Source organism: Pseudomonas sp. DW-iso17, from assembly GCF_058725345.1.
Genome location: NZ_JBZXEA010000032.1, coordinates 13,308 through 32,215, shown reverse-complemented (window position 1 = coordinate 32,215; position 18,908 = coordinate 13,308). Strand labels below are relative to the sequence as shown.

Below are 18,908 nucleotides of genomic sequence, written 5' to 3'. Positions count from 1 at the left end.
GAAAGTGTGCCACAGACGCTGGAGGAAACCTATGGGGGTAATAAATGCGTTATGGATCAGCGTGATAGCGATTGCAGAGATAAACAGCGTTGCGCCGTCGTCGCATGGCAGTGCTACGCAACGCCCCACAACGGTGTTACAGCGCACCTAGACGGGTCGAGTGCAAGTGACGCGCACCTGTGAAGGTTGACAGTAGACGGTGACGACCCTCCGGCTTAGCGTGAGCAAAAACCAACACGGCAGGCAGGAGGATCAACATGGGAGTCGCCACGCGCAGAATTTCCAGCGCCCAAGGGTTCAATCGGGTACTGAACACACCGCGCCCGGTGTTTATTCTTTTTTTTTCAGAGCACTGCCCCGCTTGCGCGCAGGCCTGCGACTTCTTCGAGCAGGCCGCCTGGAAGCATCCCTGGATAGTCAGCCTGGTACTGGATTGTGCAAATACGCCGAAGCACCCTGACGTTACAGGCACCCCGACGCTTTTAGTCTACGTGGACGGCGTCCTGGCAGACATATTCAAAGGCTTCGGCCCTTGGGAAAGTCAAGAACAGTGCGTAAAAGACATCTTCAGCCGTTATGACCTGAGCAAGGGCGCAAGTGCACTTGCGTCACCCGGCGCTCTTCCACTTCAGCCACGGTCAAACGCCAGCCTTCATGCTCCAGGCTATCGCCCACCGCCGGCAGGCGGTCGAGCAGGCTCATCACCAACCCCGCCAAGGTTTGATAGTCCTCAGTAGCCGCAGCCTTGAAGCCCGTTCGCTGACGCAGCAGGTTGAGGTTCAAGGCACCATTGGCACGGAAACCATCGCCGTCCTCGACTATGTCCGGCCCTTCGATTTCGCTGGCATCGGGCAATTCACCGGCGATGGATTCCAGAATATCCGTCATGCTCAATACACCCATGAAGTCGCCGAATTCGTTGATCACGAAAGCGATGTGGGTAGACTCCTGGCGCATCTGCTCCAGAGCGTTGAGGATCGAAAAGCTTTCCAGCAGGTTGATCGCCCGACGCGCCAAGTGCGCAAGGTTCGGCTCGTTGCCAGCCAGGTATTCCTTGAGCAGCTCTTTCTTGTGCACAAAGCCCAAAGGCTCATCCACTGCACCGTTACGGATCAACGGCAGACGCGAGTAGGACGAGTGCATCAGTTTCAGACGCGTCGTCTCGGGCTCGTCCGCCAGGTCGATACAGTCAACCTTGGCCCTTGGGGTCATCAGGGTGCGAATCGGCCGCTCGGCCAGTTGCAGCACACCGCTGATCATCACCCGTTCGCGTCGATCAAACAGCGGCCCCTGCGCAGCATCCGGCTCGCCCAGCAGGTCAGCCACGTCTTCACCCACTTCTTCCACCGCCAAGCTGCGGCCGCCCAACAAGCGCATCACCGCATGGGCGGTACGCTCACGCACCGGCAACACGCCCTGCGCCGATTTCTTGCGACGGGCTCGGGCGATCTGGTTGAACACCTCGATCAGAATCGAGAAGCCAATGGCCGCGTACAGGTAGCCCTTGGGAATATGGAAACCCAGGCCTTCGGCGGTCAGGGCGAAACCGATCATCATCAGGAAGCCCAGGCACAGCATGATCACGGTGGGGTGCGCATTGACGAAACGGGTCAGCGGCTTGCTCGCCACGATCATCAGGCCGATGGACACGATCACCGCGATCATCATCACCGCCAGCTCGTCGACCATGCCCACGGCGGTAATCACCGCATCGAGGGAGAACACCGCATCCAGCACCACGATTTGCGCGACGATCGGCCAGAACATCGCGTAAGCCACATTGCCCTTGTGCTGCGCCACATGGCCTTCAAGGCGCTCATGCAATTCCATGGTGGCCTTGAACAGCAGGAATATACCGCCGAACAGCATGATCAGATCACGGCCCGAGAAGCTCTTGTCGAACACCTCGAACAGCGGCTGGGTCAGGGTCACCAACCAGGAAATACTCGCCAACAGGCCCAGGCGCATCAGCAGCGCCAGGGATAAACCGATCAAACGTGCACGGTCACGCTGCTCCGGTGGCAGCTTGTCCGCCAGGATCGCGATAAACACCAGGTTGTCGATACCCAGCACCAGTTCCAGCACAATCAAGGTCGCAAGGCCGAGCCAGGCCGTAGGATCCGCTAACCATTCCATTTATAAATTCTCTGTCTTTAAAGTGTTCAGAACGCCGGGCACGGCAAAGTGCGGTCATACGACCGAGACAAGGTTAGTTGACGGAATACGGGGTGCTTCAGCGGGAACAGCGACAGCGGTTGTCTTGGGGAAAGACGACTGGGAGGCTCCGAGAGGGTGTTCATGCAAGTCCTGAAATGACAAAAGGACTTGAATCCTACATTTGAAATACAAATTTCCTACAGCGCAAAACTATTACAAAACCTGTAGCCCCTATCAGAAGCACACCAATACTTGTGGGAGCTGGCTTGCCTGCGATGCAGGCACCTCGGTGTTGATCGTTCCCACGCTCCGCGTGGGAATGCCGCCTTTGACGCTCCGCGTCCCACCCGCGCAAGGGTGACGCGGAGCGTCACAGGATGCGTTCCCACGCTGGAGCGTGGGAACGATCTGTATCAGGTTTTACGAGTGGCATCGTCCAGCGCCAGGATAGTGTGGGCGTTGGTGACGGTGGTCGCCAGCGTATTGATCACTCCCGAGCGCAACGCCCCCAAGGTCGCCGCCGCCTTGGTGTTCTCACTGGCAATCGCCACCACATCCGGGATGCGAAACAGCTCCTGCACCGTCAACCCGATCACGCGCCCCTGGATGGCGTTGACCGCCGGCTGGCCGTGAATGTCGATAAAGTCATAGCCCATCATGTCGCCCACAGTGCCAGACAGGCGCGCCTGGGCTATTTCCTGGGGCGAGAACCAGCCCATGCGCACCATGTTGCTGTTCTCGCTCATGTCGCCGATGCCGATCAAGGCAATGTCAGCGCGGCGTGCGCGGTCAAGGGTGGAGCGCACCGTGTCGTTGTTGATCAGCACCCCGCGCAGCTCGGGGTTGGCCACCAGCGCTGGAGCGTAGAGGCTTTCACTTTCGCCCCCAAAGCGCAGGGCCAGGCGCCGGCAGATGTGGTCAGGGTTCATGTATTCACCGGCCTTGAGCGAACCGCCGATGGCACACACGAAGGTGCAGTTGCGGGTCACCGGCAGAAACACGTTATCGGCCACCGCGCCGACGTTACGCCCCATGCCCACCGCAACGATCATGCCGTCGCCCAGGGTCTTGTTGAGGTAGTTGGCCACCAGGCTGGCGACCGCCGAGCGCTGGGTGTCGGGGTCGCTGTGGTCGACCGCAATCAAGGCGCGGTCGAGCTTGAAGCGCTCCACCAGTGCCCGTTCCAGCTCGTTGTTCATTGCCGGGTGCTGCAGCACGCGCACCTCGACAATCCCTTCATCGCGCGCGCGCTTGAGCAGGCGGCTGACTTTTGCCCGCGACAGGTCAAAACGCTTGGCAATGGCCTCCTGAGTGACGTTCTCAAGGTAATAGAGCATCGCCACTTCGGTCATCTGATCGATATCACTGGCCATGCGCTGGGTACTGTCACTCATGGGGACGGGCTTCCGTTTCGGCGTCAAAGGCGCATTCTCCCGACTCTTGCCCTGCGCCGTCCACTACTGATGCCCATCGCGCTCGATCGCATTGATGCGCTCGACCTTGGCCCCGGACCGCGCCGCTTCGAACTCCGAGGCCAAAAACGCACTGACGATGCTTTTGGCCAACTCCGCACCGATGACCCGCGCACCGATGGAGAGGATTTGCGCATCGTTGCTCTTGCGCGCCCGCTCCGCCGAGTAGGTGTCATGAGCCTGGGCCGCACGGATGCCCAGAACTTTGTTGGCCGAGATGGCCATGCCTATGCCGGTGCCGCATACCAGCACGCCGAGGCGCTGTTGCCCGGCATTGATGGCCGTGGCCACGGCCAAGGCGATGTCCGGGTACAGCACCGGTGCCGTTGAATGCGTACCGAAGTCGGTGACCGGGTACCCCAACGCCTCGATATGGCGCTTCAACAACTCTTTGAGCTCAAAACCTGCTTCATCGCATCCGATAGCCACCGGGAAAGGTGTGTTCATGGCGCCAAACTCCACTGATCAAATGATCACTTAGTGAAATATCTCTCACTCATTTCGCAAGCATTCACCCCTTACTGTCAAGCGAGATTTAACTGACCTGCCAGTCAAAGCCCTATACCAAGGCAATAACCGCGTCAAAGATGAGAATCACACCTTTTAAGTGAAAGAGATTGACTGATCAGAATTTCATTTGATACACATATGATCACAGCGAAACATGACTGTGCGACCTAATAAGAATTCACAGCACGAGGACACGCCGATGGCCACGCCATTACTGCTCCAGGCTGAACATGTCGCCAAGGCTTACGCCGGGGTGCCAGCCCTGCGCGACGGGCGCCTTTCTCTGCGCGCCGGCAGCGTCCACGCCCTGTGCGGCGGCAACGGTGCCGGCAAGTCGACCTTCCTGAGCATCCTGATGGGCATCACCCAGCGTGACGCCGGCAGCATTGTGCTCAACGGCGCACCGGTGCAGTTCAATCGCCCGAGTGAAGCCTTGGCCGCGGGGATCGCAATGATCACCCAGGAGCTCGAACCCATCCCCTACATGACCGTCGCCGAAAACATCTGGCTGGGCCGCGAACCGCGCCGCGCCGGTTGCATCGTCGACAGCAAGACCCTCAATCGCCGCACCCGCGAACTGCTCGAAAGCCTGGAGTTCGACGTCGACGCCACCAGCCCCATGCACCGCTTGAGCGTGGCGCAGATGCAACTGGTGGAAATCGCCAAGGCGTTCAGCCATGACTGCCAGGTGATGATCATGGACGAGCCCACCTCGGCCATCGGCGAGCGCGAGGCCGAAACCCTGTTCAAGGCGATTCGCCGCCTTACCGCACGCGGTGCCGGCATCGTGTACGTGTCCCATCGACTGAGCGAACTGGCGCAGATCGCCGATGACTACAGCATCTTCCGTGATGGCGCCTTTGTGGAAAGCGGGCGCATGGCCGATATCGACCGCGACCACCTGGTGCGCGGCATTGTCGGCCAGGAACTGACGCGCATCGACCACAAGGTGGGCCGCGAATGCGCGGCCAGCACCTGCCTGCAGGTCGACCACCTGAGCCGCAACGGTGAGTTCCACGACATCAGCCTGCAACTGCGCCGTGGCGAGATCCTCGGCATTTATGGGTTGATGGGCTCCGGGCGCAGTGAATTCCTCAATTGCATCTACGGCCTGACCGTGGCGGATGCCGGCAGCGTTACCTTGCAAGGCAAGCCCATGCCCATCGGGCAGCCCAAGGCGACCATCGACGCCGGCATGTCGCTGGTCACCGAAGACCGCAAGGACAGCGGCCTGGTGCTGACCGGCAGCATCCTGTCGAACATTGCACTGTCGGCCTATAAGCGCTTGTCGAGTTGGTCGCTGATCAACGCACGCAAAGAGGCGCAACTGGCCGAGGAGATGGTCAAGCGCCTGCAGATCAAGACCAGTTCCCTGGAGCTGCCGGTGGCGTCCATGAGCGGCGGCAACCAGCAAAAGGTGGTGCTCGCCAAATGCCTGTCCACGGAACCGGTGTGCCTGCTCTGCGATGAACCCACCCGCGGCATCGACGAAGGCGCCAAACAGGAGATCTACCACCTGCTCGACCAGTTTGTGCGGGCCGGTGGCGCAGCCATTGTGGTGTCGTCAGAAGCACCGGAACTGCTGCACTTGAGCGACCGCATCGCCGTCTTCAAAGGCGGCCGGCTGGTCACTATCAGCACCGACACCGCCCTTTCCCAGGAAGCCTTGTTGAGTCTTGCCTCATGAATGCCAAAACCATCGTTGCCCCCGTTACCGCCGCGCCGCGCAACCGCCTGCGCCTGTCCCTCGACCGCTTCGGCCTGCCGCTGGTGTTTATCCTGCTGTGCGTGGTGATGGCGTTTTCCAGTGAGTACTTCATGACCTGGCGCAACTGGATGGACATCCTGCGCCAGACCTCCATCAACGGCATTCTCGCCGTGGGCATGACCTATGTGATCCTGACCAAGGGTATCGACCTGTCGGTGGGGTCGATCCTGGCGTTCGCCGGGTTGTGCAGCGCCATGGTCGCCACCCAGGGTTATGGCCTGTTGGCGGCGGTCAGCGCAGGGATGTTTGCCGGCGCGATGCTCGGGGTGGTCAATGGTTTCATGATCGCCAACCTGTCGATCCCGCCGTTCGTGGCCACCCTCGGCATGCTCAGCATCGCGCGGGGCATGACCTTTATTCTCAACGACGGCAGCCCGATCACCGACCTGCCCGACGCCTACCTGGCCCTCGGCATCGGCAAGGTCGGCCCGGTGGGCGTGCCGATCATCATCTTCGCCGTGGTCGCGCTTATTTTCTGGATGGTGCTGCGCTACACCACCTACGGCCGTTATGTGTATGCGGTGGGCGGCAATGAAAAAAGCGCACGCACCTCCGGCATTGGCGTGCGCAAGGTGATGTTCTCGGTGTACGTGGTCTCGGGCCTGCTCGCCGGGTTGGCCGGCGTGGTGCTGTCGGCACGCACTACCTCTGCCCTGCCCCAGGCCGGGGTTTCCTATGAGCTGGACGCGATTGCCGCGGTGGTGATCGGCGGCACCAGCCTGTCGGGCGGTACCGGCAGCATTGTCGGCACCTTGTTCGGGGCCCTGTTGATCGGCGTGATCAACAACGGCCTGAACCTGCTCGGCGTGTCCTCCTATTACCAGCAGGTCGCCAAGGGCCTGATCATTGTGTTCGCAGTACTGATCGACGTGTGGCGCAAGAAGAAACGCTGAAGAACGACCCATAACAATAACCGGAGTTCTACTTATGAAACTGGGTACCACCCTGGCCGCCGCGGCGGCCCTCTCCCTGCTCGCCAGCAGTATCGCCCTGGCCGCCGACGGCAAGACCTACAAGATCGGCGCAGCCGTCTATGGCCTCAAGGGGCAGTTCATGCAGAACTGGGTTCGTGAGCTCAAGGAGCATCCGGCCGTCAAGGATGGCACCGTGCAGTTGACCGTGTTCGACGGCAACTACGACGCCCTGACCCAGAACAACCAGATCGAAAATATGGTGACCCAACGCTACGACGCGATTCTGTTCGTGCCGATTGATACCAAGGCCGGCGTCGGCACCGTCAAGGCCGCCATGAGCAACGACGTGGTGGTCATCGCCTCCAATACGAAAGTAGCCGATGCCAGCGTGCCGTATGTGGGTAACGACGACGTGGAAGGCGGCCGCCTGCAGGCCCAGGCCATGGTCGACAAGCTCAACGGCAAGGGCAACGTGGTGATCATCCAGGGCCCGATTGGCCAGTCGGCGCAGATCGACCGGGAAAAAGGCGAGCTGGAAGTGCTGGGCAAACACCCGGACATCAAGATCATCGAAAAGAAAACCGCCAACTGGGACCGCGCCCAGGCCATGACCCTCACCGAAGACTGGCTCAACGCCCACCCCAAGGGCATCAATGGCGTGATCGCCCAGAACGACGACATGGCCCTGGGCGCCGTGCAGGCCTTGAAGTCCCATGGCCTCACCGCCAAGGATGTGCCCGTTACCTCTATCGACGGCATGCCGGATGCGATCCAGGCGGCGAAAAAGGACGAAGTCACCACCTTCCTCCAGGATGCCCAGGCCCAATCCCAAGGCGCACTGGACGTGGCCCTGCGCGCCCTGGCAGGCGAGGACTACAAGCCGCAATCGGTGATCTGGGAGCGCTACGCCAAGGACGTGAAATGGGCCGACGGCACAGCCAAGAACTACATCCTGCCCTGGGTGCCGGTGACCAATGCCAATGCGGATGCGCTGTACAAGCAAGTCAGCGGCGGTAAGTAGTCAGTGGCTTGAAACACAGTCAACTGTGGGAGCTGGCTTGCCTGCGATGCAGGCACCTCGGTGCATCAGGTAGACCGGGTTGATGCAATCGCAGGCAAGCCAGCTCCCACATTGGACCGAGTTCTACCTTTTGATCTGTATCGGGAGTCATTCATGTCTGGTTTCTGGAACCAAGCCTTCGACCTCAGCGGCCGTTGCGCGGTGATCACCGGTGGCGCCGCCGGCATCGGCCTGGCCTGCGCTACCTTGCTGGCGGAACGCGGCGCAAGGGTGGCGCTGCTGGACCGCGATCCGGCCGTGGTCGAGGTGGCCGCCAGCCTGGGTGCCGGGCACCTGGGCATTGCCGTCGACCTCGGGAAGATCGACCAGATACAACCGACCGTCGACAAGGTGTTCGCACATTTCCAGCGCCTGGATTACCTGATCAACAGCGCAGGCGTGGTGCTGCTGGACAAGGCCATCGACGTCAGCGAAAGCGCCTGGGACACCACCCTGGACATCAACCTCAAGGCCAGCTTTTTCATGGCTCAGGCCTGCGCCAGGCACATGATCGCCCAGGGCAGCGGGCGCATCGTCAACCTGGCGTCCCAGGCCGCCGTGATTGGCCTGGACCGTCACGTCGCCTACTGCGCCAGCAAAGCCGCCATCGTCGGCATGACCAAAGTATTGGCCATGGAGTGGGCGCCGCAGGTGAACGTCAATGCTATCTCCCCCACCATCGTCGAAACCGCCCTGGGTAAAAAAGCCTGGGCCGGCGAGGTGGGTGAGCGGGCCAAATTGCAGATCCCGGCAGGTCGCTTTGCCCAGCCGGAAGAAATCGCCGGGCTGGCGCTGTACCTGCTCAGCGACGCCGCGCAGATGATCACCGGCGCCAACATGGTGATCGACGGCGGTTACAGCATTCAGTAATTCATCGTTATGTCGTGAGGTTTTGTCATGTCCACTGTCACCGAACGCACACCTGAACAACTCGCCCCGAGCATCCCGAAAACCATGCAGGCTGTGGTCTGCCACGGCCCGGAAGACTACCGCCTGGAAACCGTCGACGTGCCCACCCCCGGCCCCGACGAGATCCTGACCAAAGTCGAGCTGTGCGGCATTTGCATGGGCGATATCAAGACCTATCGCGGCGCGCCGTCGTTCTGGGGCGATGCCGAACAACCGCGCTACGTGAAGCCACCGATGATCCCCGGGCATGAGTTCGTGTGCCGCGTGGTCGCCCTTGGCCCAGGCGCCGAGAAGCGCGGCGTGGCCGTGGGCGACCGGGTGATCTCCGAGCAGATCGTGCCGTGCTGGGGCTGCCGCTTTTGCAACCACGGCCAGTACTGGATGTGCCAGAAGCACGACCTGTATGGCTTCCAGAACAATGTGCAGGGCGCCATGGCCCAATACATGATCTTCACCAAGGAAGGCATCATCCACAAAGTACCGGAATCCATCGCCCCCGATGAAGCGATCCTGATCGAGCCGCTGGCCTGCTCGCTGCACGCGGCGGAACGTGCCAACGTCGACCATGACGACATCGTGGTGGTCGCCGGCGCTGGCACCCTGGGCCTGGGCATCATCGGCGCGGTGCGGTTGCGCAACCCTAAAAAACTCATCGTGCTGGACATGAAAACCGAACGCGCCGCCCTCGCCCTGCGCCTGGGCGCCGATGAAGTGTGGAACCCGGCCGAGGTGGATGTGCTGGCGAAAATCCGCGAAATCACCGATGGCTACGGCTGCGACATCTATATCGAAGCCACCGGGCACCACAAGGCGGTGAACCAGGGCCTGGCGATGCTGCGCAAGCTGGGACGCTTTGTCGAATTCAGCGTGTTCAATGACGAGGCCACGGTGGACTGGTCGATCATTGGCGACCGCAAGGAGCTGGATATCCTCGGCTCACACCTGGGACCGTATATGTACCCAAGGGCCATCGACTTTATCGGCAACCGCAAGATCGACATGCGCGACGTGGTGACCCACAAGTTTGCGCTGGCGGATTTCAAGGAAGCGTTTGCAGTGATGGAGCGCGGCGACAAGTCGCTGAAGGTTGTGCTCGAACCCTGATCTGAGTAACAACACAAAACCCTGTGGGAGCTGGCTTGCCTGCGATGACGGTGCATCAGTAAAAAATCCCCAGCTGACACACCGCCATCGCAGGCAAGCCAGCTCCCACAGTGGAATAGTGCCGCCCCTAAGAACAAGAACACAGGAACCCGCGTTATGAATCGAGTCATCAACGATCCCGACCAAGTGGTCGAAGACATGCTGCGCGGCATCCTGGTCGCGCACCCCGAGCTGCGCCAGTACGAAAGCAACCCACGGGTCATCGTCAAGGCCAAGCCCTCAGCCCAGGGCCGCGTTGGCATTGTCACCGGCGGCGGCTCCGGGCATGAGCCGGCGTTCCTCGGTTATGTTGGCCCAGGCCTGGTGGATGCGGTGGCCGTTGGCGAGATTTTTTCCTCGCCCACCGCCAAAAGCTTTTTCGACGCCTTCCGCGCTGCCGACCATGGTGCTGGCGTTGCCTGCCTGTATGGCAACTACGCGGGCGACAACATGAACGTGAAGCTGGCGATGAAAATGGCCGCCAGCAAAGACATGCGCATCCGCACGGTGGTCGCCAACGACGACGTGGCGTCCGCGCCCAAGGCCGACATCGCCAAGCGTCGCGGTGTAGCCGGGGAGATCTTCATGTGGAAGATCGGCGGTGCCGCCGCTGCCCAGCATTACGACCTGGACGGCGTGATTCGGGTGGCGCAGAAAACCGTCGACCACTGCCGCTCGATTGGTATCGGCCTTACGCCCTGCACCATCGCCGCGGTGGGCAAGCCGAACTTCCAGATTCCCGACGGGCAGATGGAATTAGGTATTGGCCATCATGGCGAGCCGGGCATCGAAGTCATCCCGATTGAACCGGCCGCCGCCATGGCCGAGCGCATGCTGGCGCCGATCCTCGCCGACCGCGATTTCAGCCAGGACGACAGCGTGGTGGTGCTGGTCTCTGGCCTCGGCGCCACCCCGGTGATGGAGTTGTATATTTTCTACGCCGAGGTGGAAAAACAGCTCAAGGCCAAAGGTTTGAAGATTCACCGTTGCTACGTGGGCAACTACTTCACTTCCCTGGAGATGATGGGCGTGACCTTGACCCTGCTCGGCCTCGACGCCGAGCTGAAAACCCTGATCGACCAACCCTGCCGCTCCATCGGCATGACCCAGGCGGAGTGAACCATGAGCCAGCATTTTTCCACCCATGATGGCAGCGCCATCGTCGCCGACCTGGTCAGCGTGATCGTGGCCAACCGGGAGTACCTCAGCGAAGTCGACGGCGCTATAGGCGATGGCGACCATGGCATCAACATGGCCAAAGGCTTTGCCCATTGCGGCCGCACGATCGAAGGCCGCCAACTGACCCTGGCCGAAGCTCTGGATGAACTGACCCTGAGCCTGATGGAAGGCATCGGCGGCTCCATGGGGCCCTTGTATGGCAGCCTGTTTATCGGCATGGCCGACGAAGTGCGCGGCAGTGAAGACATCGACGCCGCCACCTTCGCCCGCCTGCTGCGCGGCGGCTTGACCTCGCTGCAGGACATCACCGAAGCGGGCGTGGGCGACAAGTGCTTGATGGATACATTGATTCCGGCGGTAGAAGCGTTTGAACGGGCGCATGCGTCGGGGCGTTCTTTCAGCGATGCGCTCGATGCGATGAAAACGGCCGCCTCCCAAGGGCGGGATTCGACCAAGGACCTGGTGGCCAAGATTGGCCGGGCCAGTCGTTTGGGTGAGCGCTCCCTCGGCGTTCTGGATGCCGGGGCCGTGTCGTGCTGCCTGATCCTTACGCAGTTGGCGGACTCGATTAAACCCCGTTTAACCTGACATGACCGAAAACCAATGTGGGAGCGGGCTTGCTCGCGAATGCGGAGTGTCAGCCAGCAAATCTATTGACTGATATACCGCATTCGCGAGCAGGCCCGCTCCCACAAGGGATTACCTGGTTTTCAGTACTGGCTTACCAGAACCGCTGCTGGGTCAAGCGGCTCCACCAGGTCAACAGCACCCGGTCCACCGAACCGCTGGCCGCCAGGCCCACGCGCTCTTGCAGGCTCTTACGCTCGGCATAGTGCAAGTGGAACACTTCGGCGGTCTTGGCCTTGGTAGCCAGGTATTCGTCGCTGGTTTGCAGCTCATCGACCAGTTGCTTGTCGAGGGCAGCGACGCCCAACCACACTTCACCGGTGGCCACCTCGTCAATCGCCAACTGTGGGCGGTAACGCGAGACGAAGTTCTTGAACAGCTGGTGGGTGATGTCCAGATCCTCCTGGAACTTCTCCCGGCCCTTCTCGGTGTTTTCGCCGAACACTGTGAGCGTGCGCTTGTATTCACCGGCGGTCAGCACTTCAAAGTCGATGTCGTGCTTTTTAAGCAGGCGATTGACGTTGGGCAACTGCGCCACCACGCCAATGGAACCGAGAATGGCGAAGGGTGCACTGATGATCTTCTCGCCGATGCAGGCCATCATGTAGCCGCCGCTGGCCGCCACTTTGTCGATGCACACGGTCAACGGCACGCCGGCCTGGCGGATACGCGCCAGTTGCGAAGAGGCCAGGCCATAGCTGTGCACCATGCCGCCGCCGCTTTCCAGGCGCAGCACCACTTCATCCTTGGGCGTGGCCAGGCTCAGCAGTGCGGTGATTTCATGGCGCAGGCTTTCGGTGGCCGAGGCCTTGATGTCACCGTCGAAATCCAGCACGAACACCCTCGGCTTGGGCTCGGGCTTCTTCTTGTCTTTCTTCTTTTCGGCTTTGCTTTCGGACTTGCGCAGGGCCTTGAGCTGGTCCTTGTCGAGCAGGCTCGACTCCAGGCGCTCGCGCAGGCCCTTGTAGAAATCATTCAGCTTGCTGACCTGCAATTGGCCGGCGGACTTACGACGACCTTTGCTGCGCAGTGCTGCAAAGCTGATCAGTACCACCAGAATAGCGACCACCAGGGTGACGGTCTTCGCCAGAAAGCTCGCGTATTCGGCCAAAAAATCCATATGTCTCCTTAAAAAATGCACTGCGCCGGGCGCGGATGGCCCCAGCATACCGACGCCACTGCGAAGGAGCCAGTGATCAAACCGCCAGCAGGCGGGCTCCAACGCGCTTTTAAAACAAGCGTATGTTTTTTCATTGACAGCTCGCAGGCATCCTCATAACCTCGCCAGACTTTCAACGTACCGGGAAAACGGACGTGGGCAGCATTTATCTGATTCGACATGGCCAGGCCTCCTTCGGTGCAGACGACTATGACGTCCTCTCGCCCGTTGGCGTGGAACAAGCGCAAGTGCTCGGTCGCCACCTGGCAGACCTGGGCATTGCGTTTGACCGCTGCATCGCCGGCGACCTGCGTCGCCAGCAGCACACTGCCAGCACCACGTTCGATCAGTACAGCGCCTTGGGCTTGCCGGTTCCGGCGCTGGAAACAGATAGCGCGTTCAACGAGTTCGACGGCGAAGCGATCATTCGCGGCCTGTTGCCCGACCTGCTCAGCAGTGAACCGGATGCCGTGCACATCCTGCGCAACGGCCCGCAGAACCGCAGCGAGTTCCAGCGCATTTTCGCCCTGATCATCGAACGCTGGCTGGCCGGCACCTATGACCCACCAGGGCTGGAAAGCTGGCTGGGGTTTGTCGAGCGGGTCCAGGGTGGCTTGCAGCGTATCCTGGAAGCCGCGAACCACACCGACAAAATCGCCGTATTCACCTCCGGCGGCACCATCACCGCCCTGCTCCACCTGATTACCCGAATGCCTGCCGCCCAGGCCTTCGAAATGAACTGGCAAATTGTTAACACCTCGCTCAACCAACTCAAGTTCCGTGGTCGCGAGGTGGCACTGGCTTCCTTCAACAGTCACGCCCACTTGCAACTGTTGAAGGCGCCGCAGCTCATCACTTTCCGATGAACTGTGGCCAACCGTGACCCCAAGGTCACTGGACTCTACCCTTAAGGATCGAAACCATGACTGACGTAGCTAAAGCCGTAGAAGCAATGAAAGCCAAATTCAACCCAAGCGCTGCCGAAGGCTTGGACCTGGTGTTCGGTTTCCGTATCGACGACACCAAGAATTTCTCGCTGGTGGTCAAGGACAAGACCTGCGAACTCAAAGAAGGCGAAAACCCTGACGCTCAGGTCACCCTGGTGATGGACAGCGAGACCCTGGAAGGCATCGTCGACGGCTCCACCGACGGCATGCAGGCGTTCATGGGCGGCAAGCTGCGCACCGAAGGCGACATGATGCTGGCGATGAAGCTGAGCGAGCTGTTCCCTTCCTGATTCACGGGTAACCCTGAATCCTGATCCCGCCTCCCCGGCGGGATTTTTTTGCCTGCATTCTCGCGGAGAATGAAGACCCCTTGTGGGAGCTGGCTTGCCTGCGATGGCATCTACTCCATTTGCCGGACGCAACGCGGTGCCTGTATCGCAGGCAAGCCAGCTCCCACAGAAAAGCAAATCCGCAAGGTTGCTCAGTTTTTGGGTTGCAGCAGTAACGCCACCAACGCGCTCCACCCGGTCTGGTGTGAAGCCCCCAGCCCTCGCCCTGTCTCTCCATGAAAATACTCATGGAACAACACCAGGTCACGACTGGCCGGGTCCTCCTGCAACTGTGCATAGCCCGCCATCGACGGCCGCACCCCGTTTTCATCTCTTAGAAACAACCGCGTCAGCCGCTCGCTGAGGCTGTCAGCCACCTCCTCCAGAGACGCCAGATACCCACTGCCCGCCGGGTACTCCACGGAAAAGTTATCGGCGTAGTAGCGGTGAAACTCGCGCAACGATTCAATCAGCATGTAATTGACCGGCATCCACAGTGGCCCGCGCCAATTGGAGTTGCCACCGTACAAGCGTGAGTCGGACTCACCGGGCTGGTAACTGGCACACAAGGTGTCGCCATTCATCTTCAACGCCAGGGGCTGCTCGGCGAACGCCTTGGACAGGGCGCGCACGCCAAAGGCCGACAAGAACTCCTGATCATCCAGCATGCGCCGCAGCAAATCCTTGGTGCGTTCACCGCGCAGCAGCGCCAGCAACAGGCGGTTGCCCTGCCCCGGTTCGGTCCAGCGCGAAACCAGCTTGGCCAGGTCCGGCCGATGATGCATAAAGCCCAGCAGGCGCTCGCGCAAGCCCTCCAAGCCTTCATGCTCGCGCTGCTCCAGCACCAGCACCGCGAACAGCGGCATTAACCCGACGATGGAGCGCAGGCGCACCGGCTCGCTCTGGCCATCAGGGCGGTGCAGCACGTCATAGAAAAACTGGTCCTGCTCATCCCACAAGCCTTCGGCGCTGTCATCGACGCGGTTGATAGCGCCGGCGATGTAGAGGAAATGCTCGAAAAACTTCACAGCAATATCCACGTACACCCCATTACGCTTGGCCAACTCCAGGCCGATGCGCATCAGGTCCAGGGCATAGGCCGCCACCCAGGCGGTGCCGTCGGCCTGGTCCAACTGGTAACCCGTCGGCAACGGGGCCGAGCGGTCGAACAAGGCGATATTGTCCAGGCCCAGAAAACCGCCCTGGAACAGGTTGCGGCCCTCGGCGTCCTTGCGGTTGACCCACCAAGAAAAATTCAACAGCAGCTTGTGAAAGATCCGCTCCAGGAAATCCATATCGCCCACGCCGGTCAGCGCCTTGTCCTGCTGATATACGCGCCAGCTGGCCCAGGCATGCACGGGCGGGTTGGCGTCGTCAAAGCGCCATTCGTAGGCCGGCAACTGGCCGTTGGGGTGCATGAAGCGGTCCTTTACCAGCAACAACAACTGTTGCTTGGCGTAACCAGGGTCGATCAGCGCGATGGCCACCGCCTGGAAGCCTTGATCCCAGGAGGCGTACCACGGGTATTCCCAGGTGTCTGGCATCGACAGGATGTCGAAGTTGCACAGGTGCCGCCAATGAGTATTGCGGATATGCAGGCGCTCGGGCGGTGGCGCGGGCTGGGCCGGGTCGCCGTCAAGCCACTGGTTCACGTCGAAATAGTACAGCTGCTTGGACCACAGCAGGCCGGCCAGGGCCTGGCGTTGTACAGTGCGCGCATCGTCATCGGCAAGGCCCTGTTGCAACACCGAGTAGAAGTCATCGGCCTCCTGGCGGCGCTGTTCGAACAGTTTGCGCGCATTGACATCGGGCGCGCCCACCGGCGCAAAACGCAGGTAAAGGGTTTTGCTTTCCTGGCCTGCCAGTTCAAGGGTGAAATGCGCGGCCACCTTGGTGCCGGCGTCCCGGCGAACGGCCAACTCAACCCCGCCCACCACGTAATCGTTAATGCCATCCTTGAATGGCCCCGGCGCCGGTTGCCCGTCCAGTTTGGGCCGATTGGTTTGGTTTTCGCAGAACAGCCACTGCAACCCGTCCTGGCCCCAGGCACTGAGGTGGCGATCATCGAGTTCATGATAAAGCGCCAGAATCCGCTCGCCGTCCAGCCTCAAGCTGGGCTTGGGTGCATCGAAGGTCCAGCTCCAGTCATTACGCGCCCAGAGCTGGGGCAGCACCTGCAGGCGTGTGGGTTGGTCCGAACGGTTATGCACGGTGACGCGCATGAAAATATCGTCGGGTTGATGCTTGGCGTATTCGACACTGACATCGCAGTAATGGTTATCTGCAAACACACCGGTATCAAGGATTTCATACTCGGCATCATCCAGCCCACGACGGGCGTTTTCGGCGATCAGGTCGGCGTAGGGAAACGCCGCATGGGGGTATTTGTAGAGCATGCGCATGTAGGCATGGCTCGGTACGCCATCGACGAAAAAGTACAGCTCCTTGACGTCTTCACCGTGGTTGCCTTCGGCGTTGTCGAGGCCGAACAGACGCTCCTTGAGGATTGCATCGCGCTCGTTCCACAGCGCCAGGCCCAGGCACCAGCGTTGGGCCTTGTCACTGAAACCGGCCAACCCGTCCTCGCCCCATCGATAGGCGCGGCTGCGAGCGTGTTCATGAGGGAAGTAGGCCCAGGCGTCACCGTCGGCGCTGTAGTCTTCGCGCACCGTGCCCCACTGGCGTTCACTCAGGTACGGCCCCCACTCGCGCCAACGTTCGGCGTGTTGCGTTGCCAGGCGCTGGCCTTCAATGGTGCCCAGCAGGTTGGTTGCGGGTTTGGCCGTCATCGGGTCCTCCTTCACCTACACAGTGAGGCGCAGTGTAGAGCGCAATGACGCCCGCATGCACATGAAGACTTGGACGCAAGGTCAACTCATTCATTTGCAGAATGAAGTCCAGAGGAATCTTCGTTTGCAAGCCGGCCGGCCGCTCAACAAAATCGGGCAAAGGCCACGATCATCGCTCCAGTCATCAGGAATTTTTCTATGCACGCCACCGCCCATGTCAGCCCCGACGAGATCCGCAAGGGCTTTTCCAAGGCCATGTCCGACATGTATCGAGATGAAGTGCCCTTGTACGGCGCGCTGCTTGAGCTGGTGGCCCAGACCAATGCCCGCGTGCTCGACAGCGAACCGGGCCTGGCGCATCAACTGCAACGTACCGGCGAAATCCAGCGCCTGGACATGGAACGCCACGGCGCCATCCGCCTGGGCACCGCTGCGGAACTGGCAACCATCAGCCGTTTATTCGCGGTGATGGGCATGCAACCGGTGGGCTACTACGACCTCACCCCCGCTGGCGTGCCCGTGCACTCCACCGCCTTTCGCGCCGTGCATGAACACGCGCTGCAAACCAGCCCGTTTCGCGTGTTCACTTCATTGCTGCGCCTGGAACTGATCGAAAACCCCGACCTGCGTGCCTTCGCCGAAAGCGCCCTGGCCAAACGCTCGATCTTTACCGCCGAGGCGTTGGCATTGATCGACCAGGCAGAGACCCAAGGCGGCTTGAATGCCAGCGATGCCGAGGCCTTTATCCGCCAGGCCCTGGAGACGTTCCGCTGGCACCACACTGCCACGGTCACCGGCGCCCAATATCAGCAACTGAGCGACCAGCACCGCCTGATCGCCGACGTCGTCGCGTTCAAAGGCCCGCACATCAACCACCTCACCCCACGCACCCTGGACATCGACCAGGTGCAGGCGGCGATGCCTGGCAAAGGCATCACCCCCAAAGCCGTGATCGAAGGCCCACCTCGGCGCCAGTGCCCGATCCTGCTACGCCAGACCAGCTTCAAGGCCTTGGACGAACCCATCGCCTTCACCGATGCCCACGGCAGCCACAGCGCGCGCTTCGGCGAAATCGAACAACGCGGTGTCGCGCTTACGCCTAAAGGCCGCGCCCTGTACGACCAACTGCTGAACGCCGCCCGCGACGAACTCGGCACATTCCCCAATGAAGCCAACGCCGAACGCTATGTGCAATTGATGGAACAGCACTTCCATGCCTTCCCCGATAACTACCCGCAAATGCGCGAGCAGGGCTTGGCGTATTTTCGCTACTTCGTCACCGACAAGGGCTTGGCGGCACGCGGCCAGGTAGACCAGCCACGCACGTTGCAGACGCTGGTCAACGCCGGTCATGTGGCGGTGGAACCGCTGGTGTACGAGGATTTTCTGCCGGTCAGTGCGGCGGGAATCTTCCAGTCAAACCTGGGGGATGGGGCGCAGAGTCACTACGCGGGCAACTCCAACCGGGCAGCCTTCGAGCAGGCGCTGGGGCGCAGCACGATTGATGAGCTGCAGTTGTATGAGCAGACGCAGCAGCGTTCCATGGATATATGTGTTGAAACGCTGTTGAAATGACTGGATGCAAGACCGAACGCCAAGCGTCACGGCCTTGACGGTAACCACGATGCGAAGCGAGTCGCTCTTGATCTGCTTTTGATCTTGATCTTAGGCGCCCCGTTAAACCACGCTGGCCGGAATTCGACAGGGATTTGGGGGTAAACCGGCAGGGATGCCGGTTTAGCCGCCCCGCGCCATGGATGGCGCGTGGCGGCGGCCCCCCAAATCACTGGCGGATTACGGGCACACCGAGCCTAGGCGAGGTGCCGAGTGGTGGGGCAAGAGCGTTTTGCTAACTTTTGTCTGGGCCGGCATTCCGGCTTTTCAAAAGTGAGCCGCTGTAAAAGCGGAACCCTAAGTGGCCGTTACCGCAGGAATGGATATGTAC

The 18,908-nt window shown here is 60.8% G+C and carries 15 protein-coding genes and 1 pseudogene; 11 read left to right on the top strand and 5 right to left on the bottom strand.

The genetic code is table 11. The annotated features are described in order from the left end of the window. Positions 1 to 257 precede the first annotated feature (257 nt). A pseudogene (locus tag AC4PS6_RS18410) lies at positions 258 to 515 on the top strand (thioredoxin family protein); the annotation flags it as partial. Between the two features lie 52 nt (positions 516 to 567). On the opposite strand, the gene AC4PS6_RS18405 reads toward AC4PS6_RS18410, so the two are convergent. The 3 genes from AC4PS6_RS18405 to rpiB all read right to left on the bottom strand — a co-directional run bounded on the left by AC4PS6_RS18405 (position 568) and on the right by rpiB (position 4,076). Continuing rightward, the gene (locus tag AC4PS6_RS18405; RefSeq protein WP_200600852.1) at positions 568 to 2,136 is read right to left on the bottom strand and encodes a TerC family protein; all 1,569 of its coding nucleotides are present in this window, start codon (positions 2,134 to 2,136) and stop codon (positions 568 to 570) included. A gap of 434 nt (positions 2,137 to 2,570) precedes the next feature. Then, entirely contained in the window at positions 2,571 to 3,551 is a 981-nt protein-coding gene (locus AC4PS6_RS18400; protein WP_003191835.1) for a sugar-binding transcriptional regulator, read from the bottom strand. Between the two features lie 63 nt (positions 3,552 to 3,614). Beyond that, complete coding sequence (gene rpiB / locus AC4PS6_RS18395; RefSeq protein WP_019817614.1) at positions 3,615 to 4,076, bottom strand: ribose 5-phosphate isomerase B; 462 nt, start codon at positions 4,074 to 4,076, stop codon at positions 3,615 to 3,617. Positions 4,077 to 4,338: 262 nt separating this feature from the next. Between rpiB and AC4PS6_RS18390 the strand changes: the two genes are divergently transcribed. The 7 genes from AC4PS6_RS18390 to dhaL all read left to right on the top strand — a co-directional run bounded on the left by AC4PS6_RS18390 (position 4,339) and on the right by dhaL (position 11,700). After that, positions 4,339 to 5,826: a sugar ABC transporter ATP-binding protein gene (locus tag AC4PS6_RS18390; RefSeq protein WP_336826292.1), complete on the top strand. Its 1,488-nt coding sequence runs from the start codon at positions 4,339 to 4,341 to the stop codon at positions 5,824 to 5,826. Further along, positions 5,823 to 6,800 (top strand): ABC transporter permease, encoded by a 978-nt coding sequence (locus AC4PS6_RS18385; RefSeq protein WP_014718193.1) that lies wholly within the window; start codon positions 5,823 to 5,825, stop codon positions 6,798 to 6,800. The genes AC4PS6_RS18390 and AC4PS6_RS18385 overlap by 4 nt, the downstream gene beginning before the upstream one ends. A 34-nt stretch (positions 6,801 to 6,834) precedes the next feature. Continuing rightward, entirely contained in the window at positions 6,835 to 7,842 is a 1,008-nt protein-coding gene (locus tag AC4PS6_RS18380) for a substrate-binding domain-containing protein (protein WP_014718192.1), read from the top strand. A 153-nt stretch (positions 7,843 to 7,995) separates the two neighbouring features. Continuing rightward, positions 7,996 to 8,751, top strand: a complete 756-nt coding sequence (locus AC4PS6_RS18375) for an SDR family oxidoreductase (RefSeq protein WP_020301588.1) — start codon at positions 7,996 to 7,998, stop codon at positions 8,749 to 8,751. Between the two features lie 27 nt (positions 8,752 to 8,778). Continuing rightward, positions 8,779 to 9,894 (top strand): erythritol/L-threitol dehydrogenase, encoded by a 1,116-nt coding sequence (locus AC4PS6_RS18370; protein WP_020301589.1) that lies wholly within the window; start codon positions 8,779 to 8,781, stop codon positions 9,892 to 9,894. A gap of 156 nt (positions 9,895 to 10,050) precedes the next feature. Beyond that, complete coding sequence (locus AC4PS6_RS18365; protein ID WP_014718189.1) at positions 10,051 to 11,052, top strand: dihydroxyacetone kinase subunit DhaK; 1,002 nt, start codon at positions 10,051 to 10,053, stop codon at positions 11,050 to 11,052. 3 nt (positions 11,053 to 11,055) lie between these two features. Then, positions 11,056 to 11,700 (top strand): dihydroxyacetone kinase subunit DhaL, encoded by a 645-nt coding sequence (dhaL, locus tag AC4PS6_RS18360; RefSeq protein ID WP_020301590.1) that lies wholly within the window; start codon positions 11,056 to 11,058, stop codon positions 11,698 to 11,700. 133 nt (positions 11,701 to 11,833) lie between these two features. On the opposite strand, the gene sohB is transcribed toward dhaL, so the two are convergent. After that, complete coding sequence (sohB, locus tag AC4PS6_RS18355; RefSeq protein ID WP_014718187.1) at positions 11,834 to 12,859, bottom strand: protease SohB; 1,026 nt, start codon at positions 12,857 to 12,859, stop codon at positions 11,834 to 11,836. 194 nt (positions 12,860 to 13,053) lie between these two features. On the opposite strand from sohB, the gene AC4PS6_RS18350 reads away from it, so the two are divergent. Then, a complete protein-coding gene (locus AC4PS6_RS18350) occupies positions 13,054 to 13,764 on the top strand; it encodes a histidine phosphatase family protein (protein WP_032903875.1) in 711 nt (236 codons plus the stop codon). A gap of 56 nt (positions 13,765 to 13,820) precedes the next feature. Then, a complete protein-coding gene (locus AC4PS6_RS18345) occupies positions 13,821 to 14,135 on the top strand; it encodes an SCP2 sterol-binding domain-containing protein (protein ID WP_014718185.1) in 315 nt (104 codons plus the stop codon). 191 nt (positions 14,136 to 14,326) lie between these two features. On the opposite strand, the gene AC4PS6_RS18340 is transcribed toward AC4PS6_RS18345, so the two are convergent. Next, complete coding sequence (locus tag AC4PS6_RS18340) at positions 14,327 to 16,963, bottom strand: MGH1-like glycoside hydrolase domain-containing protein (protein WP_103452410.1); 2,637 nt, start codon at positions 16,961 to 16,963, stop codon at positions 14,327 to 14,329. A 198-nt stretch (positions 16,964 to 17,161) separates the two neighbouring features. On the opposite strand from AC4PS6_RS18340, the gene hglS reads away from it, so the two are divergent. Next, entirely contained in the window at positions 17,162 to 18,538 is a 1,377-nt protein-coding gene (gene hglS, locus AC4PS6_RS18335) for a 2-oxoadipate dioxygenase/decarboxylase HglS (protein WP_014718183.1), read from the top strand. The last annotated feature ends 370 nt before the right edge of the window (positions 18,539 to 18,908 follow it).